The organism is Lapillicoccus jejuensis (assembly GCF_006715055.1).
GTDB lineage: Bacteria > Actinomycetota > Actinomycetes > Actinomycetales > Dermatophilaceae > Lapillicoccus > Lapillicoccus jejuensis.
This window is the reverse complement of record NZ_VFMN01000001.1, coordinates 3,126,153-3,152,849: the sequence shown is the minus strand read 5'-3', so window position 1 is coordinate 3,152,849 and position 26,697 is coordinate 3,126,153. Positions and strand designations below refer to the sequence as shown.

The 26,697-nt window shown below is 74.4% G+C and carries 27 protein-coding genes and 1 pseudogene; 3 read left to right on the top strand and 25 right to left on the bottom strand.

What is annotated here, in order from left to right; all coding sequences use genetic code 11:
- Nucleotides 1–33: 33 nt before the first annotated feature.
- From FB458_RS14675 to FB458_RS14575, 22 genes and pseudogenes are all read right to left on the bottom strand, one after another.
- Nucleotides 34–339, bottom strand: coding sequence for a DUF2469 domain-containing protein (locus tag FB458_RS14675; protein ID WP_141849142.1), 306 nt, complete (start codon nt 337–339; stop codon nt 34–36).
- On the bottom strand, nt 336–1,139 hold the full coding sequence (locus FB458_RS14670) for a ribonuclease HII (RefSeq protein WP_246061246.1): 804 nt from the start codon (nt 1,137–1,139) through the stop codon (nt 336–338). The genes FB458_RS14675 and FB458_RS14670 overlap by 4 nt, the downstream gene beginning before the upstream one ends.
- A 25-nt stretch (nt 1,140–1,164) precedes the next feature.
- Complete coding sequence (gene lepB / locus FB458_RS14665; protein ID WP_141849141.1) at nt 1,165–2,061, bottom strand: signal peptidase I; 897 nt, start codon at nt 2,059–2,061, stop codon at nt 1,165–1,167.
- A 33-nt stretch (nt 2,062–2,094) separates the two neighbouring features.
- Entirely contained in the window at nt 2,095–2,745 is a 651-nt protein-coding gene (gene lepB, locus FB458_RS14660) for a signal peptidase I (protein ID WP_211356051.1), read from the bottom strand.
- A gap of 43 nt (nt 2,746–2,788) precedes the next feature.
- Nucleotides 2,789–3,163: a 50S ribosomal protein L19 gene (gene rplS, locus FB458_RS14655; RefSeq protein WP_141849140.1), complete on the bottom strand. Its 375-nt coding sequence runs from the start codon at nt 3,161–3,163 to the stop codon at nt 2,789–2,791.
- Between the two features lie 206 nt (nt 3,164–3,369).
- Nucleotides 3,370–4,605, bottom strand: a complete 1,236-nt coding sequence (gene trmD, locus FB458_RS14650) for a tRNA (guanosine(37)-N1)-methyltransferase TrmD (protein ID WP_246061244.1) — start codon at nt 4,603–4,605, stop codon at nt 3,370–3,372.
- Complete coding sequence (gene rimM / locus FB458_RS14645; RefSeq protein WP_246061242.1) at nt 4,602–5,168, bottom strand: ribosome maturation factor RimM; 567 nt, start codon at nt 5,166–5,168, stop codon at nt 4,602–4,604. Before rimM ends, trmD begins: the two co-directional genes overlap by 4 nt.
- A gap of 102 nt (nt 5,169–5,270) precedes the next feature.
- On the bottom strand, nt 5,271–6,818 hold the full coding sequence (locus FB458_RS14640) for a CehA/McbA family metallohydrolase (protein ID WP_141849139.1): 1,548 nt from the start codon (nt 6,816–6,818) through the stop codon (nt 5,271–5,273).
- Between the two features lie 141 nt (nt 6,819–6,959).
- Entirely contained in the window at nt 6,960–7,199 is a 240-nt protein-coding gene (locus FB458_RS14635; RefSeq protein WP_141849138.1) for an RNA-binding protein, read from the bottom strand.
- Between the two features lies 1 nt (nt 7,200).
- Nucleotides 7,201–7,686 carry a 30S ribosomal protein S16 gene (gene rpsP / locus FB458_RS14630; RefSeq protein WP_141849137.1) on the bottom strand — a complete coding sequence of 162 codons (486 nt, stop codon included), beginning with the start codon at nt 7,684–7,686 and terminating at the stop codon, nt 7,201–7,203.
- Nucleotides 7,687–7,874: 188 nt separating this feature from the next.
- Entirely contained in the window at nt 7,875–8,333 is a 459-nt protein-coding gene (locus FB458_RS14625; protein ID WP_141849136.1) for an RrF2 family transcriptional regulator, read from the bottom strand.
- 137 nt (nt 8,334–8,470) lie between these two features.
- The gene (locus FB458_RS22270; protein WP_425460877.1) at nt 8,471–8,866 is read right to left on the bottom strand and encodes a TOBE-like domain-containing protein; all 396 of its coding nucleotides are present in this window, start codon (nt 8,864–8,866) and stop codon (nt 8,471–8,473) included.
- Between the two features lie 33 nt (nt 8,867–8,899).
- Nucleotides 8,900–9,550: pseudogene (locus FB458_RS22265) on the bottom strand (sulfate/molybdate ABC transporter ATP-binding protein); the annotation flags it as partial.
- Between the two features lie 14 nt (nt 9,551–9,564).
- Nucleotides 9,565–10,371: a sulfate ABC transporter permease subunit CysW gene (gene cysW / locus FB458_RS14615; protein ID WP_141849135.1), complete on the bottom strand. Its 807-nt coding sequence runs from the start codon at nt 10,369–10,371 to the stop codon at nt 9,565–9,567.
- Nucleotides 10,368–11,279 (bottom strand): sulfate ABC transporter permease subunit CysT, encoded by a 912-nt coding sequence (gene cysT / locus FB458_RS14610; RefSeq protein WP_141849134.1) that lies wholly within the window; start codon nt 11,277–11,279, stop codon nt 10,368–10,370. Before cysT ends, cysW begins: the two co-directional genes overlap by 4 nt.
- A 7-nt stretch (nt 11,280–11,286) precedes the next feature.
- A complete protein-coding gene (locus FB458_RS14605; protein ID WP_141849133.1) occupies nt 11,287–12,345 on the bottom strand; it encodes a sulfate ABC transporter substrate-binding protein in 1,059 nt (352 codons plus the stop codon).
- A gap of 192 nt (nt 12,346–12,537) precedes the next feature.
- On the bottom strand, nt 12,538–13,698 hold the full coding sequence (locus FB458_RS21405; RefSeq protein ID WP_170185692.1) for a GNAT family N-acetyltransferase: 1,161 nt from the start codon (nt 13,696–13,698) through the stop codon (nt 12,538–12,540).
- A complete protein-coding gene (locus FB458_RS14595) occupies nt 13,695–14,783 on the bottom strand; it encodes an amidohydrolase family protein (protein ID WP_141849132.1) in 1,089 nt (362 codons plus the stop codon). The genes FB458_RS21405 and FB458_RS14595 overlap by 4 nt, the downstream gene beginning before the upstream one ends.
- Before the next feature lie 132 nt (nt 14,784–14,915).
- Nucleotides 14,916–16,526, bottom strand: coding sequence for a signal recognition particle protein (gene ffh / locus FB458_RS14590; protein WP_141849131.1), 1,611 nt, complete (start codon nt 16,524–16,526; stop codon nt 14,916–14,918).
- Nucleotides 16,527–16,554: 28 nt separating this feature from the next.
- On the bottom strand, nt 16,555–18,927 hold the full coding sequence (locus tag FB458_RS14585; RefSeq protein WP_246061238.1) for a [protein-PII] uridylyltransferase: 2,373 nt from the start codon (nt 18,925–18,927) through the stop codon (nt 16,555–16,557).
- Nucleotides 18,928–19,128: 201 nt separating this feature from the next.
- Nucleotides 19,129–19,467: a P-II family nitrogen regulator gene (locus tag FB458_RS14580; RefSeq protein ID WP_141849130.1), complete on the bottom strand. Its 339-nt coding sequence runs from the start codon at nt 19,465–19,467 to the stop codon at nt 19,129–19,131.
- The gene (locus tag FB458_RS14575) at nt 19,464–20,942 is read right to left on the bottom strand and encodes an ammonium transporter (protein WP_141849129.1); all 1,479 of its coding nucleotides are present in this window, start codon (nt 20,940–20,942) and stop codon (nt 19,464–19,466) included. Before FB458_RS14575 ends, FB458_RS14580 begins: the two co-directional genes overlap by 4 nt.
- 169 nt (nt 20,943–21,111) lie before the next feature.
- Here FB458_RS14575 and FB458_RS14570 point away from each other — a divergent pair, with 169 nt between their 5' ends.
- The 3 genes from FB458_RS14570 to ppk2 are packed head-to-tail and all read left to right on the top strand — an operon-like array spanning nt 21,112 to nt 24,568.
- Nucleotides 21,112–22,611 (top strand): glycoside hydrolase family 3 protein, encoded by a 1,500-nt coding sequence (locus FB458_RS14570; RefSeq protein ID WP_141849128.1) that lies wholly within the window; start codon nt 21,112–21,114, stop codon nt 22,609–22,611.
- Nucleotides 22,612–22,669: 58 nt separating this feature from the next.
- Nucleotides 22,670–23,605 (top strand): oxygenase MpaB family protein, encoded by a 936-nt coding sequence (locus FB458_RS14565; RefSeq protein ID WP_246061236.1) that lies wholly within the window; start codon nt 22,670–22,672, stop codon nt 23,603–23,605.
- Between the two features lie 45 nt (nt 23,606–23,650).
- Nucleotides 23,651–24,568, top strand: a complete 918-nt coding sequence (gene ppk2, locus FB458_RS14560) for a polyphosphate kinase 2 (RefSeq protein ID WP_141849127.1) — start codon at nt 23,651–23,653, stop codon at nt 24,566–24,568.
- A 73-nt stretch (nt 24,569–24,641) separates the two neighbouring features.
- On the opposite strand, the gene FB458_RS14555 is transcribed toward ppk2, so the two are convergent.
- From FB458_RS14555 to FB458_RS14545, 3 genes are read right to left on the bottom strand one after another with little or no spacing between them, the layout of a single operon-like run.
- The gene (locus FB458_RS14555; protein ID WP_141849126.1) at nt 24,642–25,175 is read right to left on the bottom strand and encodes a GNAT family N-acetyltransferase; all 534 of its coding nucleotides are present in this window, start codon (nt 25,173–25,175) and stop codon (nt 24,642–24,644) included.
- A 1-nt stretch (nt 25,176) separates the two neighbouring features.
- Nucleotides 25,177–26,406: a signal recognition particle-docking protein FtsY gene (gene ftsY, locus FB458_RS14550; RefSeq protein ID WP_141849125.1), complete on the bottom strand. Its 1,230-nt coding sequence runs from the start codon at nt 26,404–26,406 to the stop codon at nt 25,177–25,179.
- A gap of 56 nt (nt 26,407–26,462) precedes the next feature.
- Nucleotides 26,463–26,657, bottom strand: coding sequence for a hypothetical protein (locus tag FB458_RS14545; RefSeq protein WP_141849124.1), 195 nt, complete (start codon nt 26,655–26,657; stop codon nt 26,463–26,465).
- Between the last annotated feature and the right edge of the window lie 40 nt (nt 26,658–26,697).

The window sequence follows — 26,697 nt, the reverse complement described above, 5'->3', positions numbered from 1 at the left end:
GGGGTTGTGGACGACGCGCCGTACGGCGTCCTGTCAGGAGGGCAGCTGCAGGTCGGCCTTGGGGAGCTCCTCGATGTTGACGTCCTTGAACGTCACCACGCGCACGTTCTTGACGAAGCGGGCGGGGCGGTAGATGTCCCACACCCACGCGTCGCTCATCGTCACGTCGAAGAAGACCTCGCCCCCCTCGGAGCGGACCTTCATCTCGACCGAGTTGCACAGGTAGAACCGGCGCTCGGTCTCGACCACGTGCGTGAAGAGACCGACGACGTCGCGGTACTCGCGATAGAGCTGCAGCTCCATCTCGGTCTCGTACTTTTCGAGGTCCTCGCTGCTCATCTGGTGCTCATGACCTCATCATCGGTGGGCATCGGGACCGTCGCGGCCCCGTCCGTCGGCGACCCCGCGTGCTCCGCGCCCGGCACGGGCACGTCGACGAGGGTGGCGTGCTCAAGTTCTACCACCTGCTCCGGCAGCCGCCACGACAGCCGGTGGTGGATGCTCGGCCCGTGCCGGCGCAGCGCGGCCATGTGCTCCGGGGCGGCGTACCCCTTGTTGACGTCCCAGCCGTACTGCGGGTGGTCGACGTGGTGGCCGACCATGAGCCCGTCGCGCTCGACCTTGGCCAGCACCGACGCGGCGGCGACCGAGGAGCAGGTCATGTCGGCCTTGACGATCGTCGTCACCGGGGGCGCCGACGGCCCGCCGCCGTCGACGAAGGCGAACAGCCCGACCTCCCCCGGCGGGGTCAGCCAGTCGTGGTTGCCGTCGAGGACGACGAGGTCGGGCACGTGCCCGGCGGCCGCGACCGCGGCGAGCGCGCGCATGCCCGCCAGCCGCAGCCCGCCCATGATCCCCAGCTCGTCGATCTCGGTCGGTGACGCGTGCCCGACAGCGTGGGCGAGCGCCCAGCGCTGCAGCGGCCGCACCATCGCCTCGCGGCGCGGCGCCGAGAGCAGCTTGGAGTCGCGCACCCCGGCGGGGGCGCTGCGGCAGGTCTCGTCGATGAGGACGACGCCGACGGTCACCGGGCCCGCGAGCGCGCCGCGGCCGACCTCGTCCATCCCGGCCAGCACCCGGTGCCCCGAGCGCTGCAGGGCCCGCTCGACCCGCAGCGACGGCTTGCGGACCGGGCTCACCGCCCGGCCCCCTGCGACCCGCGCGTCACGGGGCGGAGCTGGTGGCCGTCGTCCTCGGGGTCGTCGTCGACGACGGGGCCGGGATGCCGGAGTAGGTGCTCGACGGCACGGACAGCCAGGTGACGTGGTCGAGCGGCCAGACGACCATGACGGCCCGCCCGGTGATGTCCTTGATCGGCACCGAGCCGGTGGCCCCCGTGCCGTCGTCGTGGTAGCGCGAGTCGGCCGAGTCGCCGCGGTGGTCGCCCATCACCCACACCCGCCCCTGCGGGACGACGATGTCGAAGGCCTGCGTGTTGCCGTTGGGCTGGTCGCCGGGCTTGACGTAGTTCTCCGTGATCGGCACGCCGTTGACCGTGATCCGGTCGGTACCCGCCTTGCCGACGACGTGGTCGCCGGGCAGGCCGATGACCCGCTTGATGAGGTGGTCGTCGGAGTCGTCCGGCAGCAGGCCGACGAACTGCAGCCCGCGGTGGACGGTGTTGCCGAACCCGGGGGCGTCGTACGGCGAGGGCACCTGCGGGAGCCAGTGGTCGGGGTCCTGGAAGACGACGATGTCGCCGCGCTGCAGGTGCACCGGGTTGGGCGTCAGCTTGCTGACGATGACGCGGTCGTCCTTGACGAGGGTGTTCTCCATCGACTCGGACGGGATGTAGAACGCCTGGATCAGCCAGGTCTTGACGACGAACGACAGCACGATCGCCATGACGGCGATGATGAGGATCTCCTTGACGCCGCCCCACAGGTTGGCGAGGAAGCCGCCGTCACGGCGGTCGTCGTACCCGTCACCGTCGTCACCGTCGTCACCGTCGTCGAGGCCGTCGTCGCGCAGGTACTCCGGCTCCTCGTGGGTGGACGACGACTCGTCGCCGACGCCGGCGGACCTCGGGGAGGCCTCGGCCTCGGGACGCTCGGGCGACATCGTCAGGAACCAGCTCCAGGAGGGGACGTTCGGTCAGCGGGCGGGGACGTCGGACAACGGACCGGGTCCACCGGTGGTTCCGGCCCGACCGGGCGGCCAGTATCGCACCACGACCTGGCCCACCACGTCATCGAGGGGCACCAGGCCGCCGCCGGGCGCGCCGAGGTAGCCGCGCGAGTCGGTCGAGACGCGCCGGTGGTCGCCCATCACCCACACCCGCCCCGGCGGTACGGCGACGTCGAAGCCCACCTCGCTCGGCCGGTCCCCCGGGAACAGGTACGGCTCGTCGACGGGCACGCCGTCGACCACCAGCCGGCCGGCGCTGTCGCAGCAGCGCACCCGGTCGCCCGGCAGGCCGACGACGCGCTTGACGTAGTCGGTCCCCGCGCCGACGCCGAGGAAGGACGCGACCTCGCGGCCGAGCCGCTGCAGCGGCGTGCCGTCCGGCTGGTCGAGGAACGCGCGGCGCCCGTCGAACACGACGACGTCGCCGCGGTGCAGCCCGGCCCCGGCGCCCCCGGGCAGCCGGAGCACGAGCACCCGGTCACCGGGCTGCAGGGTCGGCTCCATCGACCCGGAGGGGACGACGAAGGCCGGCAGCACGGCCGCCCGGGCGACGAGCAGCACGAGGAGCACCACGAGGGCGACGTACGGGAGCCGACGGCGGCCGCTGCTGCGGCCCACCGTCGGCTCGTCGTGGTGGTGCGTGGAGGCGCTCAGGCCCGGGTCACTTCCTGGCCTCGCCCTTGACCGGGATCGAGTCGCGCTTCTCCTTGATCTTGGCGGCCTTGCCGCGGAGCCCGCGCAGGTAGTACAGCTTGGCGCGGCGCACGTCACCGCGGGTGACGACCTCGATGTGGTCAATGATCGGGGTGTGCACCGGGAAGGTGCGCTCCACGCCGACGCCGAAGGACACCTTGCGGACGGTGAAGGTCTCGCCGATGCCACCGCCGTGGCGGCGGATGACGACGCCCTGGAAGACCTGGACGCGCGAGCGCGTGCCCTCGATGACCTTGACGTGCACCTTGAGGGTGTCACCGGCGCGGAAGGCGGGGACGTCGTCCCGCAGCGAGCCGTGGTCGACGGCGTCGAGCTTGTGCATGGGGTGTCGCTTCCTTGTGGTGCCACAGGTCACCACGGGTCGGGGACCCGGTCGGGTCCGTCAGGTACGCGTATGGGTCCGGTCGGCCACGGGTGAGCGGAGTGCTCGGACCCTCCCCCTGCGGCAGGGGCGCGTCATGGCCGGACGCCGAGGGTCAAGTCTGCCAGAGCGGGGCCCGGACGAGGAAATCCGCCCTGGTCGGGCGGTCAGCGCCGCTTGGTGAGGTCGACCGTGCCGGGGTAGCGCCCGGGCCCGGGGACCTGGCGGTACCCGGCGCGCTTGTAGCGGCGCAGGTTCGACTCCGAGCGCACCCCGGTGTTGATCCAGAACCGGCGCACCGAGGCGGGCGCCGCGCGCTCGGACAGGTCGAGCAGCGCCCGGCCGAGACCGCGACCCTGCAGGTCGGCGGCGGCCATGAGCCGGCCGGTCTCCCAGGTCGTGGGGTCGTCGTCGGCGAGGCGGCCGCGCACCGACCCGATCAGCCGGCCGCCGGCGCGCAGCACCCACGTCGTCCAGCGGGCGCCGTCGGCGCCGGTCAGCCCGGCGACGACGTCCTCGAGGGACTCGCGCATCGGCGGGATGTCGAAGTCCCCCGCCAGCCGGCCCTCGGGCAGCCAGCAGGCGCGCTGGAGCACGAGCAGCTCCCCCGCGTCGGCGGCGGTGCCGACGGAGACCTCCAGCCCCGCGACCTCCTCGAGCCCGTCCGCGCCGGTGAGGACGGGGAGGGCGGCGGACGCGTGGAGGAGGTCGGGGCGCCGTACGGCGGTCCGCTCGAGCCGCTGCTGGTGGCGCCACCGCGCGACGGCCCCGTGGTCGCCGGAGCGCAGGACGGCCGGCACCTCGCGCTCGCGCCACACGGGCGGCTTCGTGTAGACGGGGTACTCGAGCAGCCCGTCCTCGTGCGACTCCTCGACGAGGCTCTCGGCGTTGCCGACGACGCCGGGCACGAGCCGGGCGACGGCCTCGGTCATCGCGAGGGCGGCGACCTCGCCGCCGTTGAGGACGTAGTCGCCGAGCGAGACGAGGGTGACCGGCATCCGGGACGCGGCCTCCTCCAGAACCCGCTCGTCGATGCCCTCGTAGCGTCCGCAGGCGACGGCGAGCCACGGCTCGGTCGCCAGCTCGCGCGCGAGGGCCTGGGTGAAGGGGCGACCGGACGGGGTGGGGACGAGCAGGTGCGGGACGCTGCCCGGCGTCCCGGCGGACGCGAGCAGGGCGTCGAGGGCCTCGCCCCACGGCTCCGGCTTCATGACCATGCCGGCCCCGCCGCCGTACGGCGTGTCGTCGACCGTCCGGTGCCGGTCGTGGGCGTGCTCGCGCAGGTCGTGGACGCGCACGTCGAGCAGCCCCTGCTCGCGCGCCCTGCCGATGAGCGACAGGCCGAGCGGCGCGAGGTACTCGGGGAAGATCGTCAGGACGTCGACGCGCAGGGCGGCGCTCACGCCTCGAGCTCCAGCAGGCCGGGCGGGGCGTCGACGACGACGCGGCGAGCGGCGAGGTCGACGCTCGGGACGATGGCGCGCACGAACGGCACGAGGACCTCGGCGCCGTCGCGGTCGCCGCCCTCGAGGGTGACCCGCAGCAGGTCCTGGGCGACGCCGACCTCGAGGCCGCTGACCCGGCCGAGCCGGGCGCCGGCGGGGTCGAGCACGTCGAGCCCGACGAGCTCGTCCTCGTAGAAACCCTCCTCGGACTCCCCCGCGTCGTCGGCGTCGTCGCCCGCTCCGGCGGGCGCGGCGTCGGCGAGCAGGCGGGTGCCGCGCAGCCCCTCGGCGCCGGTGCGGTCCGGCACCTCCTCGAAGGCGAGCAGCCAGGTGCCCTGGTGCAGGCGGGCCGAGCGCAGCGTCAGCTCACGCGGCACGCCGCTGCCGGCCGCGGCCTGGGTCGGGAAGGTCGCGCCGGGCACGAACCGGCTCTCCGGGTCGTCGGTGTGCAGCTGCACGGTCACCTCTCCCCGCAGCGCGTGCGGCTTGCCGATCCGTGCGACGACGAGCTGGGTGTCCACCCACCGATCCTCCCAGACCGGGCGCATGCCGCCGTACGGCGACGCGGCGGGGCGGACGGGTGGACGGGTGGACGGGCGGACGGGCGGACTCACCGGCCCGGGTCAGGAGCCGGCGACCTCCACGTAGATCGGGTTCGTCATCGCGACCATCGCGCCCGCGGCACCGACGGTGGGGGCCCGGCGCACCTCGGCACGCACGAAGGTCGAGTAGCGGCTGCGGGTCGTCCACGTCAGGGTGCCGCGGCCGGAGGAGTCGACCGCGCCGGACGCCACCGGACCGGTCTGGTCGATGATCGTCGTCGTCGTGCCGGGCACCCCGGAGACGGCGAGCTCGACGACGACGTCGGCCCCCGCACCGGGCTTCAGCGTGCCGCCCATCGTCACCGACCGCCCGAGGGTCGAGGCGGTGAGGGTGAGGTCGACCGCGGAGGACTCCGCGAGCCAGGACCGCCCGGCGGCCAGGCCCCGCAGCAGTGCCCCGCGCTCGAGGGCGCTCGCGAGGACGACGGTCTGCGGGAGGCCGACGACCTGGTCGGGGTTGTGCGCGTCGGAGTCGCCGATCGCCGGGATCCGGGTGCCAGTGCGCAGCATCGAGTGCCACGCGAGGACGGTGGCGTCGTCGCCGGCGTCCCACGGCCCGTTCCAGACCTCGACGAGGTCGACCGGCTCGTAGTCGTACTCGAACGCGCAGCCGAAGCACGCCGCGAACGGGTGCGCCGCCGTGACCAGCCCGCCCTTCGCGTGCACCTCGTCGACGAACCGGCGGAACGCGGCGGGCTCGCTCGAGCGATAGCGCCAGTCGACCCAGGTCCCGGCCGGCAACCCGATCGCCGGCCAGTGCCCGGACCGTGTCGTCACCTCCTCGCCGTTGAGGATCAGCAGGTCGTCGGTCGCGTAGCCACCCCAGACGAGCTGGGCGCTCGGGGTGTTGTGCTCGGTCGAGGTGATGAAGTCCAGGCCCGCGGCGCGGGCGTCGGCGACGAGCTGGTCCGGGGTGCGCCTGCCGTCGGAGTGCACCGTGTGCAGGTGGCAGTCGCCGCGGTACCACGCCGTCCCCCGCTCCTTGGCCGGTGCGTGGGTCGGTGCCGGGTCCGGGCGGAACGCGGGGCCGTCGGCGCCGTACGTCAGCGTGATCGTCACCGACCAGTGCATCCCCTGCGGCGCGACGGTGTACGGCCCGAGGACGACGTGCCAGCGTCCCGCGGTCACCGGCCCCGCGAGGTAGCCCGGCGTCGCCTCGGTCGCGTTGATGGAGAACGACGTCCGGAAGCCGCCGGACCAGCCGCGGAAGGCCTTCTCGTTCCCGGCCGCCAGGCTCCCCGGCCCGAACACGCCGAGGTCGCAGGCGTTCCCGCGCACCCCGGCGGGCACCGTCGGCTTGTCGTAGGTGTAGGAGACGTCGATCTGACGCACCCCCCGCGGCACGTCGACGGGCAGGTACCAGAAGTCGTCGACGCCGGGTGGGAAGGTCCCGGTCACCGTCCGCGTCTCAGGGGCGCGTGGCGCGTCGGGCGACTTCGCGCCGGCCGCCCCGGCGAAGGCCACGGGCGCCAGCAGCTGCAGCCCGGCGACGCCGGCGACGGCGCCTCCGGCGCGCAGCAGGTCCCGGCGGGCGAGCGGGGATCGGGTGCGGTTCTCCTCGGTGGTCACCCTCCCGACGCTAGGCCGGTCCAGGCCGAGTGGGAAGAACCCACGGCGACGCTTCGGTGAACGGCAGGAAGCCCCGCCACCCGGGTGGGTGACGGGGCTCCCGTACGGCGTGCTGCCGGTGGTGCTGCTGGTGCCAGCGGCTCAGACCCGGTCGGTGTCGACGATGTCGATCCGCACGGGGTGACCACCGGCGAGGGCGCCGAGGACGGTGCGCAGCGCGCTGGCCGTCCGGCCGGAGCGGCCGATGACCCGGCCGAGGTCGTCGGGGTGCACCCGAACCTCGAGCAGCTCACCGCGACGCAGCTCCTTGCGCCGCACGACGACCTCGTCGGCGTGGTCGACGATGCCCTTGACGAGGTGCTCGAGAGCCTCCTCCAGCACGTCAGGCCTCGGCGGTCTCGGCGGCGGCGGCCTGCTCGGCGGGGGCCTCGGTCGCCGCGTCAGCCGACGGGGCCTCGGGCTCGGCCTTCTTGGCGGCCTTCTTGCGCGGGGCGTCGGCGTCCTTCGGGGCGAAGGAGGTGCTGCCACCCGCGGCGGCGACGGCGGCGTCGTACAGCTCGCGCTTGGACTTCTTCGGCGCGGCCACCTTGAGGGTGCCCTCGGCGCCGTCGAGGCCCTTGAACTTCTGCCAGTCGCCGGTGATCTCGAGCAGGCGGGCGACGGCCTCGGTCGGCTGGGCGCCCTGGGTCAGCCAGTGCTGGGCCCGCGCGGAGTCGATCTCGATGACCGAGGGCTCCTCGGTCGGGTGGTACTTGCCGATCTCCTCGATGGCCCGGCCATCGCGCTTGGTGCGCGAGTCCATGACGACGACGCGGTAGAACGGGGCACGGATCTTGCCCATGCGCTTCAGACGGATCTTGACGGCCACGGTGCGTGGTCTCCTTGTTCTGGTCGTGAGCACGGCGAGACCGACCTCGTGACGGTCGGGGAGCCGTGGCTCGGGCGTAGGCATCCGCTCACCGGCCGGGGACGGCCATACGGCAGACGGGTACGGCGGACCATTCTGCCAGACCGCCAGGGTGCCCCCGACCAACGGCCGTACGGCGACCCGCCCGCTCAGCGGCTCTGCCAGGCCCCGGGCCGGTGGGCCAGCTCGCGCACGTGCGCGGGCAGCTCGCCGGACAGGAGGTCGGCGAGGCTGGTCTCGTCGAGGACGTCGCGCAGCGACGCCCGGACCGCGACCCACAGGGTCGGTAGGTGCTGGGCCGCGCCGTCGTACGACGTCTCGTGGGGCCGCAGGCCGCGGACCTCGGCCAGTGGCCCGGCGACGACCCGGAACACCTCGGCGACCGCGATCTCGTCCGCCGGGCGGGCCAGGGTGTAGCCGCCGGCGGCGCCGCGCTGGCTGACCACGAGCCCACCGCGGCGCAGGTCCCCGAGGATCGACTCGAGGAACTTGCGCGGTAGCTGCTGCTCCTGCGCGAGCGTGTCGGCGGACACGGGGTGCCCGCCCTGCACCGCGGCGATGGTGAGCAGCGCGCGCACCGCGTAGTCCGTCTTCGCCGAGATGTCCACGGGGTGATTCTGTCCCACGGCGATATCGCGCCGTGACCGGTTCGGGTCACGACGGGGCGCGGCGAGGTGGCGGGACGGGGGGCCTCCCTCCCAGGAACCCCCCGCCCCGCCGGTCCCGTCCGTGACGGTGGGTCGGCTCAGGCGCCGACGCCCACCGCCACCGGGGGCCCCGGGTCGGCGACCGCCCCCTGCGCGGTCGTCTCGGCCGGGGCGGTCCGTGTCGCCGTCCGGGTGTCCACCGGCGGGAGGTCGGGGACGCGGGTGGCGCGGGCGACGACGCGGTCGCCCTCGAGCAGGTGCAGGTCGTCGACCTCACCGCGGGTCAGCTGGGCGACCAGCTCTCCCCCGGTCGCCTCGTCGACGAGCTCGACGCGGACCTCGAAGCCGAGCCGGACGACCCGCCGGACGGTGCCGACGGCGGCCAGCTCGGGCAGCGCCGGGGTCGCGGTGCCCTCGGGCAGCCGCTCGAGGACGACGTCGTGCGGGCGCACGAGCCGACCGGCGATGGTCGAGACGTGACCGAGGAAGGTCATGACGAACGTCGAGGCCGGGTGGTCGTAGAGCTCCTCCGGCGTGCCCACCTGCTGGATGCGGCCCTGGTGCAGGACGGCGATCCGGTCGGAGATGTCGAGCGCCTCCTCCTGGTCGTGCGTGACGAGGACCGTCGTCACGTGCACCTCCTGGTGGAGGCGGCGCAGCCACAGCCGCAGCTCGGCCCGCACCTTGGCGTCGAGGGCGCCGAACGGCTCGTCGAGCAGCAGCACCTCGGGGTCGACGGCGAGCGCGCGGGCCAGCGCCATCCGCTGGCGCTGGCCGCCGGAGAGCTGCGCCGGGTAGCGGTGCTGGAACCCGGCGAGCCCGACGATCTCGAGCAGGTCGTCGACCTTCTTGGCGATCTCGGCCTTGGGGCGGCGTCGGATCGACAGGCCGAAGGCGACGTTGTCGCGCACGGTCATGTGCTTGAAGGCGGCGTAGTGCTGGAAGACGAAGCCGATCCCCCGCTTCTGGGGGGAGACGCCGGTGACGTCGCGGCCCGCGATCGTCACCGTGCCGTCGTCGAGGTCGTCGAGGCCGGCGACGGCGCGCAGCAGGGTCGACTTGCCCGAGCCGCTGGGGCCGAGCAGCGAGGTCAGCTGACCCCGCGGGATGTCGAGCGACACGTCGTCGAGGGCGGCGAAGGTGCCGAAGCGGCGGTGCGCGTGCTGCACCGAGATCATGGGCGTGGCGTCGGTCATCGGGTCCTCCGGAGCCGGTCGAGGAGGGTCATGAGCAGGAGGGTCACGAGACCCACGAGCATGAGGAGGGTGGCGGCGGCGTACGCGCCGTAGGTGTTGTGGTCGTCGACGTAGCGGGCGTGGACGAGGAGGGTGAGGGTCTGCGAGACGCCGGGGAAGCCGGAGCTGACCATGATCACGGCGCCGAACTCGCCGAGCGAGCGGGCGACGGTGAGCACGACGCCGTACGTCAGGCCCCACCGGATGGCCGGGAGGGTGATCCGCCAGAAGGTCTGCCAGCCGTTGGCCCCGAGGGTGGCGGCGGCCTGCTCCTGCTCGTCGCCGATCTCCTGCAGCACCGGCTCGACCTCGCGGACGACGAAGGGCAGCGTGACGAAGATCGTCGCCAGGACCATGCCGGGCAGGTTGAAGATCACCTTGATCCCGGCGCCGGCCAGGCCGCCGAACCAGCCGTCGACGCCCCACAGCAGGATGAGCGCGACGCCGATGACGACCGGCGAGAGGGCGAAGGGCAGGTCGACCACGGCCTGGAGCAGACCGCGGCCGCGGAACCTCCCGCGGACCAGCGCGAGGGCGACCGCGACGCCGAAGACGACGTTGAGCGGGACGACGATCGCGATGATGAGCAGCGACAGGTTGAGCGCGGAGATGGCGGCCGGCGTGCTGATCGACTGCACGAACGCGCCGACGCCGGGACCGAAGGTCTTCCAGGCGATGACGCCGATCGGCACGAGCAGCAGGCCGACGACGTAGGCCAGCGCGACGGTGCGCAGCCCGAGCCGGGCGGCGGTCGAGGTCCTCACGCGGCACGCTCCTCGCGGGCGGCGCTGCGGGCGGCGACGACGCGCAGCACGAAGAGCGTGGCGAAGGAGACCAGCAGCAGCGCCACCGAGACGGCGGCCGCGTTGACCGGCCGGTCGATCTCGATCTGCTGCTGGATGTACTGCGAGGCCATCTGGGTGTCCTTCGGGATGTTGCCGCCGATGAGGACGACCGAGCCGTACTCGCCGATGGCGCGCGCGAAGGCCAGGCCCCCGCCGCTGAGGACGGCCGGCAGCAGCGTCGGCAGCACGACCCGGCGGAAGATCGTCACGTTGGACGCCCCGAGCGACGCGGCTGCCTCCTCGACCTCGCGGTCGACCTCGATGAGGACGGGCTGGACCGAGCGGACGACGAACGGCAGCGTGACGAAGGTGAGGGCCACGATGAGGCCCGGCTTGGTGGCGCTGAGGTCGAGGTCGATCGGGCTGGCGGGCCCGTAGAGGCCGAGCATGACGATCGAGGCGACGATCGTCGGCAGCGCGAACGGCAGGTCGATGACGGCGTTGACGAAGCCCTTGCCCGGGAAGTCGTCGCGGACGAGGACCCACGCGACGAGGGTGCCCATGACGACGTTGATGAGGGCGACGACCACCGACACGCCGATGGTGACCAGCAGCGAGCCGAGGGCCGCCGGCGCGGTGACGGCCTCCCAGAACCCGCCGAGACCGCCGGAGACGGACTTGACGGTGAGGGCGGCCAGCGGCAGCAGGACGATGACGCTGATCCACAGCGAGGCCAGGCCGAGACCGAGGGGGCCGACCCCTCCGGTCGCGGCCTTGAGGCGTCCGCGCCGACGGCGCGGGCGCTCGGGGCCGGGGCCACCCGACGCCGGGGGCGCCGGGGGCGCCCCGGCGTCGGCGACGCCGGGGCGGTCGGTGACGGCGGTCATCCGCGGGTCACTTCGAGGCGGCGTCGTAGATCTTGGCGACGGAGCCCTTGTCCTTGTCGAACAGGCTCGAGTCGACGCTCTTCCACCCGCCGAGGTCGGCGATCGTCCACAGCTTCTGCGGGGTCGGGAAGGTGGAGGAGAACTGCGAGAGGACGCTGGTGTCGACGGGGCGGTAGCCGACCTTGGCCAGCGCGGTCTGCGCCTCCGACGAGTAGAGCCAGGTCACGAACGCCTTGGCCTTGGCCGCGTTCTTGCTCGAGGTGGTCGCGGCGACGGGGTTCTCGATCTTGAAGGTCTGGTCCGGGACGATGTGCTCGACCGGGTCGCCGCCCTTCTCGAGGAAGAGCGCCTCGTTCTCGTAGGACAGCAGGACGTCGCCCTGGCCCTGGAGGAACGCGTCCGAGGCCTCGCGGCCGGACTTCGGCTGGATCTTCACGTGGTCGCCGATGAGCCTGGTGAGGTAGTCCAGGCCCGCCTGGGGGTTCTTGCCGCCGTCGCTCTTGACCGCGTACGGCGCCAGCAGGTTCCACTTCGCCGAGCCGGAGCTGAACGGGTTCGGGGTGACGACCTCGACACCGGACTTCAGCAGGTCGTCCCAGGTCTTGATGCCCTTGGGGTTGCCCTTGCGCACGACCATCGTCACGACCGAGCCGAAGGCGATGCCCTTGTGGGTGTCGGCGTTCCAGTCGTTCGCGACGAGGTTGGCCTTGACCAGGCGGGTCATGTCGGGCTCGACCGAGAAGGAGACGACGTCGGCCGCGGCGCCGGCGACGACCTTGCGGGACTGGTCGCCCGAGGCGCCGTACGACTGCTGGAAGGAGACGCCCTTGCCGTCGGCGGTGGCGTTCCACAGCGGGATGACGGCGTCGAAGCCGGTCTTGGCGACCGAGAAGCCGTAGAGGTTGAGCGCTCCGCCGGAGCCGTCGGCGGCTCCGGCGCTCGCGGCGCCGCCGGCGACGTCGCTGGCACCGCCGCCCCCGCAGGCGGCCAGGGCGGTGAGGGACGCGGCGGCGAGCAGGACGACGGCGGTGCGGGACGCCCGACGGGCAGCACGGATGGACGACATGCGGACTCCTGGGAGGGATGTGTGCGAGATGGGGCAACCAGAGAGAGGGACGACGGTGGCTTCCTCTCCCACATGTCTAGCAGGAATAGGGGACATGGGACCCCGAATGCCCGGAACTCGTCCGGCCCGCGGACAGTCCGCACCCAGGTGGGCCCGGTGGGCCCGGTCGGATCGGTAGGACCGAGGAGGGCCTCAGGCGCGTACGGCGCGCACGGCGAGCGCGAGGCGCGCCAGGTCGGCCGGGGTGAGCCGCTCCCCCGTCGCGACGGGCAGGACCGGACCGAGCCCCAGCGGCGCGGCCGTCGACCAGCGCTCCCACTGCGCGTCCAGCCCCTGCTGCGGGCCGTGGACCGGGTGCCGTCGCCCGCGCCGGGCCCGGGCCTCGAAGCGCTCGCGCGCCACCTCGGGCGGCAGGTCGCACCAGACCTCGGGGACGTCGGCCGGGTCGTGGCCCGCCCGGCGCAGCCCGGCGGCGACGTACGCCTCGTCGCGGCCGGGGAGGTGCACACTCTCGACGACCCCTCCCCCGGGCGAAGCGGCCAGGAGGCTCCAGAGCAGCTCGCTCGCCGTCGCCCCGAGCCGCGCCGACCCGGCGGCCGTGCCGTGCTCCCCCAGCCCGTCCGCCATCCCCTCCTTGAGCAGGTCCTTGCCCAGGAAGGGGACACCGAGCTCGTCGGCGAGCGCCCGGCCCAGAGTGGTCTTGCCGCTGCCCGGCAGACCGTTGACGAGCGCCACGACGGGTCGGCGGCGACGCTGAAGATAGGCGGCGGCGGGCCACTCGGAGGCGAGGACGGCGTACCGGTCGTGGTCGCGCCACGACTCGTGACCGGTCGGGCCGGCGATCCACAGGTAGCCCGGTGAGAAGCCCTCCCGGGTGAAGCCGAGCCGGCGCAGCACGGCGGCCGAGCGCACGTTGCGCGGCTGCACGTTGGCCTCGAGCCGGTGCAGCCCCAGCCCGCCCTGCGTCGTCGGCGCGAACGCGAGGTCGACGACGAGCCGCAGGCCCTCGGCGAAGAGGCCGTGACCGGCGTACGGGTCGAAGGCGTTGTAGCCCAACGTCGCCCCGCGCAGCCGGCCGAGGACGACGGAGTTGACGTTGACGCTGCCGACGAGGTCGTGACCCGCGTCGGGGTCGGGGTGCAGGGCGTGGACGAGGAAGGCGTGCCGGTCGCGCCCGGGGTGCGCGAGGGCGGCCGCCGCGCCCTCGGGGTCGACGGGGTTCCACTCCTGCATCCGCGCGCGCGACAGCTCGACCGCGTGCCGGTACGGCGCCTCGTCGCCCGGCTGCACCGGGGCGACCCGCACCCGGGCGCCGCGCCGCTCGAGGGCGGGGCGCGCGGCCGGCGGGGTCACCCGACGGTGACGCCGCGCAGCACGATGGCGTACGGCGCCGCGAGCGCCCGCACGTCGGTGCGCGGGTCGGTCTCGAGGACGAGCAGGTCGGCGGGGGCGCCCTCCTCGAGGGCCGGCCGCTCGAGCCAGCGGCGCGCTCCCCACGTGGCGGCGTCGAGCGCCTCGAGCGGGGTGAGACCGGCGCGGGTCAGCTCGAGGACCTCGTCGACGACGAGCCCGTGGGCGAGGCTGCCGCCCGCGTCGGTGCCGACCCAGACCGGCAGCCCGGCCTCGTGGGCGCGGGCGACGGTCTCGTGGCGGCGGGCGTGCAGGGCGAGCATGTGCGCGTGGTAGCGGGGGAACTTCTCGCGGGCCGCCTCGGCGATCTGCGGGAAGGTCGCGATGTTGACCAGGGTCGGGACGACGTGGATCCCCTTCTCGGCGAACAGCCGCGTGGTCTCCTCGTCGAGGCCGGTGGCGTGCTCGACGCAGTCGATCCCGGCGGCCGCCATGTCGTGCAGCGACTCCTCGCCGAAGCAGTGCGCGGTGACCCTGGCGCCCTCCTCGTGGGCGGCGGCGACGGCCGCGACCACGGTCTCGCGCGGGAACGACGGCGCCAGGTCGCCGGTGTCGCGGTCGATCCAGTCCCCGACGAGCTTGACCCACCCGTCACCGGCGCGGGCCTGGCGCCGTACCTGCGCGACGACGTCGTCGGGCTCGACCTCCGCGGCGAAGTTCCGCACGTAGCGGCGGGTGCGGGCGATGTGCCGCCCGGCGCGGACGATCCGCGGCAGGTCCTCGCGCTCGTCGACCCAGCGGGTGTCGGCGGCGGACCCGGCGTCGCGCACGAGCAGCGTCCCGGCGGCGCGGTCGGTGAGGGCCTGCTGCTCGGTCGTCGCCTCGTCGACGGCGCCGTGCGCGTCGAGCCCGATGTGGCAGTGCGCGTCGACGAGCCCGGGCACGACCCAGCCGCGGACCGTCGTCGTCCCCACCGACGCGGGCGGCCGCTCGTAGGTGATCAGCCCGCCCACGACCCACGCCTCGGCGCGCTCCTCGTGGGGTCCGGTGAGCACCGGCCCGGCCAGGTGCAGGACGTCCTCCGCCATGACCCCGACCCTACGGCGCCCCGGCGGCGGTCGCCGAGCGCCCCACCGCGGTCCCGGAGGCGATCAGCGCACGCTCGTCACGGTGCGGGCACCGTGGACGGTGTGCGGGGCGTGACGACGGTGTGCGGGCCGTCAGCGGCCGAGGAACTTCTCGAAGCCCTTCGGCAGGTTCGCCGGGTCCAGACCGGCGGGACCGCCGTCGGCGTCGTCCCCGAGACCGAAGGCGCTGCGGGCGGCGCCGGTGCGGGCGCCGGCGGCCTTCTGCGCGGCCTCGCGCTCCTCGGCGGCGCGGCGGGCGGGGTTGCCGCTCTTGGACTTCCTGCGCTGCGGCTGCTGGGCGCGGCCCTTCTTGCCGGTGCCGGGGATCCCCGGCATGCCGGGCAGGCCGCCACCGCCGCCGCGGGCGAGCGACTTCATCATCTTCTGCGCCTCGCGGAAGCGCTCGAGCAGCTGGTTGACCTCGCTGACGGTGACGCCGGAGCCGCGAGCGATGCGGGCGCGGCGCGAGCCGTCGATCTGCTTGGGGTGGGTGCGCTCGTACGGCGTCATCGACCGCACCATCGCCTCGACCCGGTCGAACTCGCGCTCGTCGAGCGCGTCGAGCTGGGCGCGCATCTGCTGCATGCCCGGCATCATCTTGAGCATCGACTTCAGCGACCCCATCTTCTTGATGGCGGCCATCTGCTGGAGGAAGTCGTCGAAGGTGAAGTCCTCCTCGGCGAGGAACTTGCGGGCCATCTCGTCGGCCTGCTCGCGGTCGAACGCCTTCTCGGCCTGCTCGATGAGCGTGAGGACGTCGCCCATGTCGAGGATCCGGCCGGCCATCCGGTCGGGGTGGAAGACCTCGAGGTCCTTGGTCTGCTCGCCGACCGAGCTGAACATGATCGGCCGGCCGGTGACCGTGGCGACGGACAGGGCCGCGCCACCGCGGGCGTCGCCGTCGAGCTTGGACAGGACGACGCCGGTGAAGTCGACGCCCTGCTGGAAGGCCAGCGCCGTCTCGACGGCGGCCTGGCCGATCATCGCGTCGATGACGAAGAGGACCTCATCGGGCTGGATCGCCGCGCGGATGTCGGCGGCCTGCTGCATGAGGTCCTCGTCGACGGCGAGCCGGCCCGCGGTGTCGACGATGACCACGTCGTACTGCTTGGCGCGGGCCTCGGCGATGCCGGCGCGGGAGACGGCGACGGGGTCGCCGAAGGAGCGGGTGCCCTCCCCGGTGCCGAGGACGGCGTCGTGGCCGCCGACGTTGCCGCGCTCGGGCGCGAAGACGGGGACGCCGGCGCGCTGGCCGGTCACCTCGAGCTGGGTGACGGCGCTCGGGCGCTGCAGGTCGGCGGCGACGAGCAGCGGGGTGTGCCCCTGCTCCTTGAGCCAGTACCCGAGCTTGCCGGCGAACGTCGTCTTGCCCGACCCCTGGAGGCCGGCGAGCATGATGACCGTCGGCGGGGTCTTGGCGTAGCGCACCGTGCGGGTCTCGCCGCCGAGGATGCCGACGAGCTCCTCGTTGACGATCTTGACGACCTGCTGCGCCGGGTTGAGCGCCTGGCTGACCTCCGCGCCGAGCGCGCGCTCGCGCACCTGCCCGATGAAGGCGCGCACGACCGGCAGGGCGACGTCGGCGTCGAGCAGCGCGAGGCGGATGTCGCGCAGCGCCTTGTTGACGTCGGACTCGGAGAGCTTGCCCTTGCCGCGCAGGCCCTTGAAGGTCTCGGTCAGCCGGTCGGACAGAGAGGTGAACACGCCCGAAGCCTAACCGCCGGCCGTGAGGTCAGCCGACGCCGTCGCAGGTGTCGATGATCATCGACACCGCCTGCGCGACCCGGGCGGGCGGCAGCGGCCGGCCCCCGAACTCGGTGACGTAGAAGGTGTCGAGGGCCTGGCCGGCGTACGTCGCGATGTGGGCCGAGCGCACGCTGAGGCTCGCCCGGGCCAGCGTCATCCCGATCTCGTGCAGCAGCCCGGGGCGGTCGCCCGCGCGGACCTCGATGACCGTGGCGGTGTCCGAGGCGTGCGAGATGACCATCGCGCGGGTCTGGCCGGGCGACCCGGAGGTCGCCCGCGAGCTGTCCGCGGGCGTACGACGCCGCCGCTCGAGCACCGCGATCGGCTCCCGGTCCCCCTCGGACAGGCGCATCAGCCCGCGCATCACGGCGCCCTCGTCCGGGGCGTCGCCGCCGGGCGTCTCGACGTGCCACTCGTTGGCGGCCACGCCGTCGACGGTGCGCACCACGGCGGAGCGCACGATGTGCCCCTGGGCGGCGAGCAGCCCGGCGGTGTCGGCGAAGAGACCGAGCCGGTCGCGGTCGAACACGTCGACCCGGTGCGCCCCGCCCAGCGGCGTGACGACGACGTACGGCTGCCCGGTGGCCAGCCGGAGGTGCACCTCGTCCGGCACGGGGTCGGGCGGGCGGTAGCCCTCGGTGGGGGGCGCGCCCTGCTCGAGGGCGGTGCGCGCGGTGCCGACGAGCTTGGCCAGCAGGCTGGCCCGCCAGTCGGTCCAGGCGGCCGGGCCGGCGGCGGACGCGTCGGCCTCGGTGAGGGCGCGCAGCAGGTCGAGGGTGGCGACGTCGCCGCCGACGGCGTCGGAGACGGCGGCGACGGTGGCCGGGTCGTCGCCGTCGCGGCGGGTCGCGAGGTCGATGAGGGTGAGGTGCTCGCGCACGAGCCGGACGACGAGCTCGCGGTCGGCGTCGACGACCCCCATCCGGGCCAGGACCCGGTCGGCGATCGGCGCGCCGGTCTCGGAGTGGTCCCGTGAGCCGGCGACCTTGCCGATGTCGTGCAGCAGCGCGGCGAGCAGCAGCAGGTCGGGGCGGGCGACCTCGCGCAGCAGCCCGCTGGCCCGCACGACCGTCTCGACGAGGTGCCGGTCGACGGTGTGCCGGTGGACGGCGTTGCGCTGCGGGCGGCTGCGCACCGCGGACCACTCCGGGATCCACCGCTCGACGACGCCGGCGAGGTCGAGGCCCTCCCAGACGGCGACGAGGCCGGGGCCGGTGGCGAGCAGGTCGCCGAGGACGGCGAGCGCCTGCTCGGGCCACGGCTCGGGCAGCGGCGGGCAGTGGGCGGCGAGGTTGGCCAGGGTCGTCGGCGCGATGGTCACGCCGTTGCGGGCGGCGACGAGCGCGGCCCGCAGGATGAGCAGCGGGTCGCTGCGCGGGTCGACGCCGGGGCCGAGGACCGCCTCGCCGTCGTGCAGGAAGAGGCCGTAGCCCAGCGGGGTGAGCCGCGGCCGGCGCGGGCCGACCCGCAGGGTCCGGGCGCGCTGGCTCTGCGCGGCCCGGCGCAGCGTCCCGTCGAGGGCGTAGGCGATGGTCCGCGCGGAGGCGGAGACGTCGGTGAGCAGCAGGTCGGAGTCGGGGTAGCCGAGCAGCGCGGCGGCGGCGTCGTGGTCCTCCCGGCCGAGCCGGTCGCGGCCGCGGCCGGTGACGACGTGGACGGCGTCGCGCACGTCGAGCAGCCGCGCGTACGCGTCGTCGACCTCGCCGTGCGGGCGGTCGGCGAGCCACGCGGCGGTGAGGGCCCGCAGCACCGTCATGTCGCGCAGCCCGCCCCGGGCCTCCTTGAGGTCGGGCTCGATGAGGTGGGCCAGGTCGCCCTGCCGGGCGTGCCGCGCGACGATCCCCTCCTGCAGCTGCGGCAGCCGGGTGCGGGCGTTGCCGCGCCAGTCGTGGGCGACGGTCGAGCGGGCCGCGTTGACGACCTCCTCGTCGCCGGCGACGTACGTGATGTCGAGCAGACCGACGGCGGCGGACAGGTCGGCGCCGGCGACGGTGCGGCACTGGTTGACGGTGCGCACGCTGTGGTCGAGCTTCACCCCGGCGTCCCAGATCGGGTACCAGAGCCGGTCCGCGAGGGCGTTGAGGTCGGCCCCGCCGAGGGCGCGGGTCTGGTGCAGCAGGACGAGGTCGTAGTCGCTGAGCGGGCCGCCGTCCCGGCGGGCGAGCGAGCCCACCGCGGCGAGCGCGACGCCCGGGACGACCCGGCCGTCGGTCGCGGCCGACCACAGCTCGCCGAGCCACTCGTGGCCGAACCGCGCGAGCGCCGTACGGCGGGCCGTCCCGGCGCCCGGGGCGGCGAAGCTGCGGGTGCCGGCGAGGTCCAGCCGGCGGGTGGTCACGTCGGGCTTCACGTCGGGCACGGTCTCTCCCTGCGGTCGCGTGCTGTCCGCGGTCCCGGCGCACGAGCGCTGCCGGGGGGCGGGTGGGGTGCCGCCGCCCCGCCGCCGGGGACGACGCGTCGCTGACGTCCGCTGGACGCGTCGTCCCCGGTGGGGCTGGTCACGGCGCCGGGGAGGGCGCCGTACGGCGGGATGGTGCGGGTGGTGCGGGCGGGTGCGCCGTCAGAGCGCGTCGTGCCCGCGCTCGCCGGTGCGGACCCGGACGACGTCGTCCACCGGGGTGGACCAGATCTTGCCGTCGCCGATCCGCCCGGTCTGGGCGGCCTTGAGGATGACGTCCATGACGCTCCCGGCGTCGAGGTCGTCGACGAGCACCTCGAGGCGGACCTTCGGCACGAAGTCGACCGTGTACTCGGCGCCGCGGTAGACCTCGCTGTGACCGCGCTGGCGGCCGTAACCGCTGGCCTCGCTCACCGTCATGCCGGAGATGCCGTAGGCCTCGAGGGCCTCCTTCACCTCGTCGAGCTGGTGCGGCTTGATGATGGCGGTGATGAGCTTCACGAGGAGGCTCCTTCCTTCTGGGTCTCGACCAGCGGCTCGCGCGGGGCGGACGTCGCGGACTGGTGCAGCAGGCCGTGGCCGAACGAGGAGCCCGACCGCGAGCCGCCGAAGCTGGCCAGGTCGTAGCCGGTCTCGGCGTGCTCGGCGAGGTCGATGCCGCCGACCTCGTCGTCCTCGCTGACCCGGAAGCCGAGCGTCTTGTGCAGGACCCAGCCGATCGCGAAGGTCACGACGAACGAGTAGAGCAGGACCGCGACCGCGCCCTCCGCCTGGGCCCCCAGCTGGGCGAACCCGCCGCCGTTGAGGAGACCGTCGTTCATCGACAGGCCGGCCGAGGCCGCCGGGCTGCTCTTGGCGTCGGCGAAGAGGCCGATGAGCAGGGTGCCGATGAGACCGCCGACGAGGTGGACGCCGACGACGTCGAGGCTGTCGTCGAAGCCGAAGCGGAACTTCAGGCCGACCGCGAGGGCGCAGCCGATGCCGGCGAGCAGGCCAACCCAGAGGGCGCCGATCGGCGACACCGTGGCGCAGGCGGGGGTGATGGCGACGAGGCCCGCGACGATGCCGGAGGCGGCACCGAGGGAGGTGAAGTGCCCGTCGCGGACCTTCTCCGTGATGAGCCAGCCGAGCATCGCGGTGCAGGTGGCGGCGAGGGTGTTGACCCAGACCCCGGCGGCCTGGACCCCGGCGCCGAGGGCGGAGCCGGCGTTGAAGCCGAACCAGCCGAACCACAGGATGCCCGCGCCGATCATGACGAGCGTGAGGTTGTGCGGCCGCATCGGGTCCTTCTTGAAGCCGATGCGCTTGCCGAGGACGAGGGCCAGGGCCAGACCCGCGACACCGGCGTTGATGTGGATGGCGGTGCCGCCGGCGAAGTCGTAGGCACCGACGCCGCCGAGGAACAGGCCGTCGCCCTTGTTGGCGATCCAGCCGCCGACCTCGGCCGCGTAGCCGTTGAAGGCGAAGACCCAGTGGGCGGCGGGGAAGTAGACGAGGGTGGCCCAGACCACGGTGAAGACGGTCCAGGTCGTGAACTTCGCGCGGTCCGCGATCGCGCCCGAGACGAGGGCGACGGCGATGATGGCGAAGACGACCTGGAAGGCGACGAAGGCGGGTCCGGGGATGCCGCCGGCGGCCGCCGTGCCCGTGGCCGCGTCGGCCGGGACGAACCCGTAGATGGCGTCCATGACGCCGTTGAGGCCGAAGTGCGTGAAGGGGTTGCCGAGCAGGCCGCCGCCGAGGTCGGGGCCGAAGGTCTGGCTGTAGCCCCACAGCACCCAGGCGGTGCCGACCGTCCCCATCGTGATGAACGACATCATCATCATGTTGAGGACGCTCTTGGTCCGGACCATGCCGCCGTAGAAGAGGGCGAGGCCGGGGGTCATGAACAGGACGAGGGCGGCCGCGGCCAGCACCCACGCCGTGTTGCCCGAGTCCGCGAACGGCGTGTCCGCCGTGACGAGTAGTGCGCTCATGGTGGACAACTGTCGCCGTCCGTCGTTTCGCGTCCGCTCCGCTCGTGTTACGGCGGCGTCAACTCCTGGGCCCGCCCGTCACGATCGTGTTGCACGGGTCCGCGGGCGTCTCACCCCGTGGGCTCCCCCGCTCGATCGGCTCCCCGGCGAGGCTGGGAGCATCGTCGGCATGGCCTCCGGGACCCCCTCGACCGACCCGCGCGTACGACGCCTCGCCCGCACCGTGCTCCTGCCGGGCTTCCGCGGCACCCGCGCCCCCGACTGGCTGCGCCGCGAGGTCCAGGACGGTCTCGGCGGGGTCTGCCTCTTCGCGCCGAACGTCCGCGACGAGCACGGGCGGGGCGACGTCGCCGCGCTAACCTGGGAGCTGCACGGGCTGCGCAACGACCTCGTCGTCGCCAGCGACGAGGAGGGCGGTGAGGTCACCCGGCTGCAGGTGCCGCACGGGTCGCCGTACCCCACGGCGGCGGCGCTCGGGGCGGTCGACGACGTCGCGGCGACCACCGCGGTCAACGCGGCCATCGGGCGGCTGTGCCGCGACCACGGCGTCGACCTGGCCCTCGCGCCCGACGTCGACGTCAACGCCGACCCCGACAACCCCGTCATCGGGCTGCGGTCGTACGGCGCCGATCCGCAGCTCGTCGCCCGGCACGCCGCCGCTGCGGTCGAGGGGATCCAGTCGGTCGGGGTCGCGGCCTGCGCCAAGCACTTCCCCGGGCACGGGGACACGACGACCGACAGCCACCTCGCGCTGCCCGTCGTCGACGTCGACCGCGACACCCTGGCCCGGCGCGACCTCGTGCCGTTCGAGGCGGTCGTCCGCGCCGGCGTGCGGGCGGTCATGACGGCGCACCTCGTCGTCGCGGCGCTCGACGACCGGCCGGCGACGCTGTCGCCGACCGTGCTCGAGGTGCTGCGCGGCGACCTCGGCTTCAGCGGGCTGGTCGTCTCCGACGCCGTCGACATGCGCGCGATCTCCGCCGGGGTCGGGCGCGGCCCGGGCGCGGCGCGGGCGCTGGCCGCCGGCGTCGACCTCGTCTGCATCGGCAACCCCAGCCACCCCGACCCGTACGACGACGAGGCCGCCTTCCACGAGGTGCACGAGGCGGTCCTCGCGGCCGTCGACGCCGGCGACCTGCGCGTCGACCGGCTCGAGGAGGCCGCCCGCCGGGTCGGCGAGCTGGCGTGGTGGGTCGGCGAGACGCGGGCCGCGGCGCCCGTCGACGACGGCGCCGAGGAGCACGTGCGCGAGGTCGTGCGCACCGTCTCCGCCGGTGCCCTGCGCACGCACGGGCTGGGGTCGCTCGACGCGCTGCCCGGCCCGGCCCACGTGCTCGACCTGCGCGGACCGGTGGGGATGGCCGCCGGCGAGCGGGAGTCCGGCGTCGTCGCCGCCCTGCGCGCCTGGCGGGAGGACGTCGTCGTCACGAGCGGCGCGGACGTGCCGACGGGTGGCCAGGTCCTCGCCGTGGTCGGTAGCCCGCGTCGCTCCCCCGACGTCGCCGCCCGGCTCGCCGCGCTCGTCGCCGCGCGCCCGGACGCCCTCGTCGTGGCGACGGGCGTCCCCGACGACCGCGACGACCTCGGCGCCCACTGGGCCCGGACGTACGGCGACACCCGCGCCGCCGGCGCGGCCCTCGTCGCGGAGCTGGAGCACGTCGCTCGGTGACCGACGCCTCGTCGTACCCCGCGGGACGGGTGTCGGTGGGGCGACGCACCATGGAGGGGTGACCCTCACCGTCCCGTCGCTGCGCTCCCTGCCCGACCCCGCCCAGGTGCTGCGCACCGGCCTGGCCGACAGCCTGCGCGAGAAGGTGGCCGGGCCCGAGGCGGAGACCAAGGCGGCCGCCATCTGGCTCGCCGACGGCGAGCGCTGGTTCACCCCCGGTGACCCGGTGTGGCGCGTGCACGACGACGCGGCGATGTTCGTCGGCGGGATCCGGGCGCTGCTGCTGCAGTCGCTCCACCCGCTGGCCATGGCCGGCGTGGCCGGGCACTCGGGCTACAAGTCCGACCCGTGGGGCCGGCTGCAGCGCACGTCGGAGTACCTCGCGGCGACGACCTTCGGCACGGTGCAGGTCGCCGAGGAGGTCATCGCGCGGATCCGCGGCGTGCACGAGCGGGTGCGCGGCAAGGCCGACGACGGGACGCCGTACGCCGCCTCCGACCCGCACCTGCTCGCCTGGGTCCACGCGGCCGAGGTCGACAGCTTCCTCACCACGCACCAGCGGTACGGCGCCGCCCCGCTGACCGCCGCCGAGGCCGACACCTACGTCGAGCAGGCGGGCCGCTCGGCCCGGCTGCTGGGGGTGCTCGACCCGCCACGCACGGTCGCCGAGCTCGAGGGCACGCTCGCGCTCTTCCGCCCCGAGCTGCGGGCGACGGCGGCCTGCCACGACGCCACCCGGTTCCTGCTGCTGCACCCGCCGGTCGAGGGACTGAGCAAGGTCGGGTACGCCGCCCTCGCCGCCGGTGCGGTCGCGTCGCTGCCGGTGTGGGCCAAGGCGATGTTGCGGCTCCCGGCGCTGCCGGTGACCGAGCGGGTCGTCACCCGCCAGGTGGGGGCGCTCGCGGTCGGCACGATCCGCTGGGCGCTGACCGACCCGCGCAACCCGAAGGTGCAGGCGGCGCGGCGGGCCCGGGAGCGGGCCGCCGCGCGCTGAGCCGCGTTCACCGTCCGGTCACCCGCCGCCCCTAGGGTCGCCGGTATGACGACGACGGCCCCGCTGGACGCCCGGTCGCTGGCGGCCGGGCAGGTGCCGCAGGGCTACTCGGTCGTCGACGACGACGACGACCCGGTGCTGCTCGGGCCGGACGGCGAACCGGTCGAGACCTGGCGCGAGGGCTACCCGTTCGACGCCCGGCTCGACCGGGACACCTACGAGCACGAGAAGCGTCGGCTGCAGATCGAGCTGCTCAAGCTGCAGAACTGGACCAAGGCCGAGGGCCGACGGATCGTCATCCTCTTCGAGGGCCGCGACGCCGCCGGCAAGGGCGGGACGATCAAGCGGTTCACCGAGCACCTCAACCCGCGCGGGGCGCGGGTGGTCGCGCTGGAGAAGCCGAGCGAGCGCGAGAAGGGCGAGTGGTACTTCCAGCGCTACGTCGCCCACCTGCCCACGGCCGGTGAGCTCGTCCTCTTCGACCGCTCCTGGTACACCCGGGCCGGGGTCGAGCGGGTGATGGGCTTCGCCACCCACGAGCAGTGCACGGAGTTCTACAAGCAGGCGCCGGCCTTCGAGAAGCTGCTCATCGCCGACGGCATCGACGTCGTGAAGTTCTGGTTCTCGGTGTCGCGCTCGGAGCAGCTGACCCGCTTCACCATCCGGCTGGTCGACCCGGTGCGGCAGTGGAAGCTGTCCCCGATGGACCTGGCCAGCCTCGACAAGTGGGACGAGTACACCGACGCCAAGGAGAAGATGTTCCGGCGCACCGACACGACGCGCTCGCCGTGGACGGTGGTCAAGTCCAACGACAAGAAGCGCGCCCGGCTCGAGGCGATGCGGCACGTCCTCGCGCGGTTCGACTACGCGGACAAGGACGAGGAGCTCGTCGGCCGGCCCGACCCGCTCGTCGTCGGGGCCGCGGCCGACCTCTTCCCCGACGGCGACCCCGACGCGTTCTGAGTCGACCCGAATCGGATTCGGGGCGCTCGGCTCGGGTCACGACCCGAGCCGAGTGGGCCGAATCCGATTCGGGTCAGGTCCGGGCGAGGCGGACCATCGTGCGCTCGAACCACGTCGGACCGCCGAGGGTCCTCACGCCGTCGGGGACGTAGCCGCGGCGCCGGTAGAACCGCTCGGCCCGCTCGTTGCCCTCGACGAGCCAGAGGTACGACGCCGCATCGCCCACCGCCGCGGCGAACAGGGCCGGGCCGGCGCCGGTGCCGAGGGCCGCGGGGACGGCGTACAGCTTCTCCAGCTGCAGGGTCGCGGTCGCGGGCGGCAGGCCCCGGTCGCGCTCCCAGCCGTTGGCGCCGTCGCGCACGCAGGCGACGGCGAGGACGACGCCGCGCTCGTCCTCGGCGACCCACCCGCGCACCGGCGCGAGGGGCGAGCCGTCGGCCAGCTCGACCTCCTTGGCCGCGACGAGCTCGGCCTCGCGGGCCCGGTGGACCGGCCCGAACGCCGGGGGCATGAGGTCGCCGTACGCCGCCTCGAGGGCGTCGAGGTAGCAGGCGACCCAGGCCCCGGCGTCCGCCGCACCGGCGCGCCGTACGGAGACCTGCGGCACCTCAGCCGACGATGGCGTCGACGAACGCCTTGGGGTCGAACGGCGCGAGGTCGTCCGGGCCCTCGCCGAGCCCGACGAGCTTGACCGGGACGCCGAGCGCGCGCTGGACGGCGACGACGATGCCGCCCTTGGCGGTCCCGTCGAGCTTGGTGAGGACGATGCCGGTGACGTCCACGGCCTGCGAGAAGACCTCGGCCTGGCGCATGCCGTTCTGCCCGGTGGTCGCGTCGAGGACGAGCAGGACCTCGTCGATGGGGCTCTTCTTCTCGACGACGCGCTTGATCTTGCCGAGCTCGTCCATGAGCCCGACCTTGTTGTGCAGCCGGCCGGCGGTGTCGAGGATGACGACGTCGGCCTCCATCTCGGCCCCGGCCTGCACGGCGTCGAACGCGACGGCGGCGGGGTCGGCGCCCTCGCGCTCGGAGCGGATGGTCGGGACGCCGACGCGCCCACCCCAGGTCTCCAGCTGGTCGGCGGCGGCGGCGCGGAAGGTGTCGGCCGCCCCGAGCACGACGTCGCGGTCCTCGGCGACGAGGACGCGGGCGAGCTTGCCGACGGTCGTCGTCTTGCCGGTGCCGTTGACGCCGACGACGAGGATGACGGCCGGCCGGTCCCCGACCCGGGAGGAGGCGATCCGCCGGTCGAGGTCGGGCCCGACGAGCTCGAGCAGGTCCTCGCGCAGCCACTCGCGCACCTGGTCCTCGTCGGTGCGGCCGCTGCCGTCGACCTTGAGCCGGGTGCGCAGCCGGTCGACCAGCTCGGTCGAGGCCTGGACGCCGAGGTCGGCCTGGATGAGGGTGTCCTCGACCTCCTCCCACGCCTCCTCGTCGAGCGAGCCGCGCGAGAGCAGGCCGAGCAGGGCGTGCCCGATGGCGGTGTTGCTGCGGGCCAGCCGGGCACGCAGCCGCGCCAGCCGCCCGCGGGCGGACTCCGGGCGCTCGACCTGCGGGGTGGGCTCGGGTTCGACGAGCTGCGTCTCGTCGACCGTCGCTGGCGGCGTCTCGACGGGCGCGCCGGGGGCGGTCGCGACCGAGCCCCGGTCGGGCTCGTCGACGTCGTCGGCGGCCCGCGGCCGCGGCTCGACGCTCGTGGTGCCGGGCCGCTGCGACGGCAGCTGCTCGGTGTCCGTACGGCGCCCGCGGACGAGCCCGACGACTCCGGCCACCGCCACGAGGGCGATGACGACGACGAGGGTGACGACTTCCCAGACCTGGTCCAGCACGTGCCTCATCCTGTCACGGACCGGGCCCCGGCCCGGACCGGCGGGGTGCTCCCGGTCGGCCCGGGTCAGTCCTCGCGGGTGGCGGGGTCGGCCGTGCGCCCGCGGGTGGCGTGGGCGACGTCGCGCACGCGCTCGACGACCTGCTCGCCGGCGGGGCCCAGCAGCTGGCGGCCCTCGCGTCGCGCGGGCATCGCCACGACCACGACCACCGCGGTCCCGAGGGCGACACACAGGACGAGGGCGATGACGAGCGCGAGCATGCGTCCAGGTTCGCACACCGGACGGCGTGCTCCGCGCGGG

Coding starts and splice junctions, on each gene's coding strand:
- ftsY (WP_141849125.1), bottom strand. CDS start 26,406: ATGAGGCACGTGCTGGACCAGGTCTGGGAAGTCGTCACCCTCGTCGTC.
- rplS (WP_141849140.1), bottom strand. CDS start 3,163: ATGCACAAGCTCGACGCCGTCGACCACGGCTCGCTGCGGGACGACGTC.
- FB458_RS14595 (WP_141849132.1), bottom strand. CDS start 14,783: ATGGCGGAGGACGTCCTGCACCTGGCCGGGCCGGTGCTCACCGGACCC.
- FB458_RS14605 (WP_141849133.1), bottom strand. CDS start 12,345: ATGTCGTCCATCCGTGCTGCCCGTCGGGCGTCCCGCACCGCCGTCGTC.
- cysT (WP_141849134.1), bottom strand. CDS start 11,279: ATGACCGCCGTCACCGACCGCCCCGGCGTCGCCGACGCCGGGGCGCCC.
- FB458_RS14545 (WP_141849124.1), bottom strand. CDS start 26,657: ATGCTCGCGCTCGTCATCGCCCTCGTCCTGTGTGTCGCCCTCGGGACC.
- FB458_RS14575 (WP_141849129.1), bottom strand. CDS start 20,942: ATGAGCGCACTACTCGTCACGGCGGACACGCCGTTCGCGGACTCGGGC.
- lepB (WP_141849141.1), bottom strand. CDS start 2,061: ATGTCGCCCGAGCGTCCCGAGGCCGAGGCCTCCCCGAGGTCCGCCGGC.
- FB458_RS14570 (WP_141849128.1), top strand. CDS start 21,112: ATGGCCTCCGGGACCCCCTCGACCGACCCGCGCGTACGACGCCTCGCC.
- ppk2 (WP_141849127.1), top strand. CDS start 23,651: ATGACGACGACGGCCCCGCTGGACGCCCGGTCGCTGGCGGCCGGGCAG.
- FB458_RS22270 (WP_425460877.1), bottom strand. CDS start 8,866: ATGACCTTCCTCGGTCACGTCTCGACCATCGCCGGTCGGCTCGTGCGC.
- FB458_RS14675 (WP_141849142.1), bottom strand. CDS start 339: ATGAGCAGCGAGGACCTCGAAAAGTACGAGACCGAGATGGAGCTGCAG.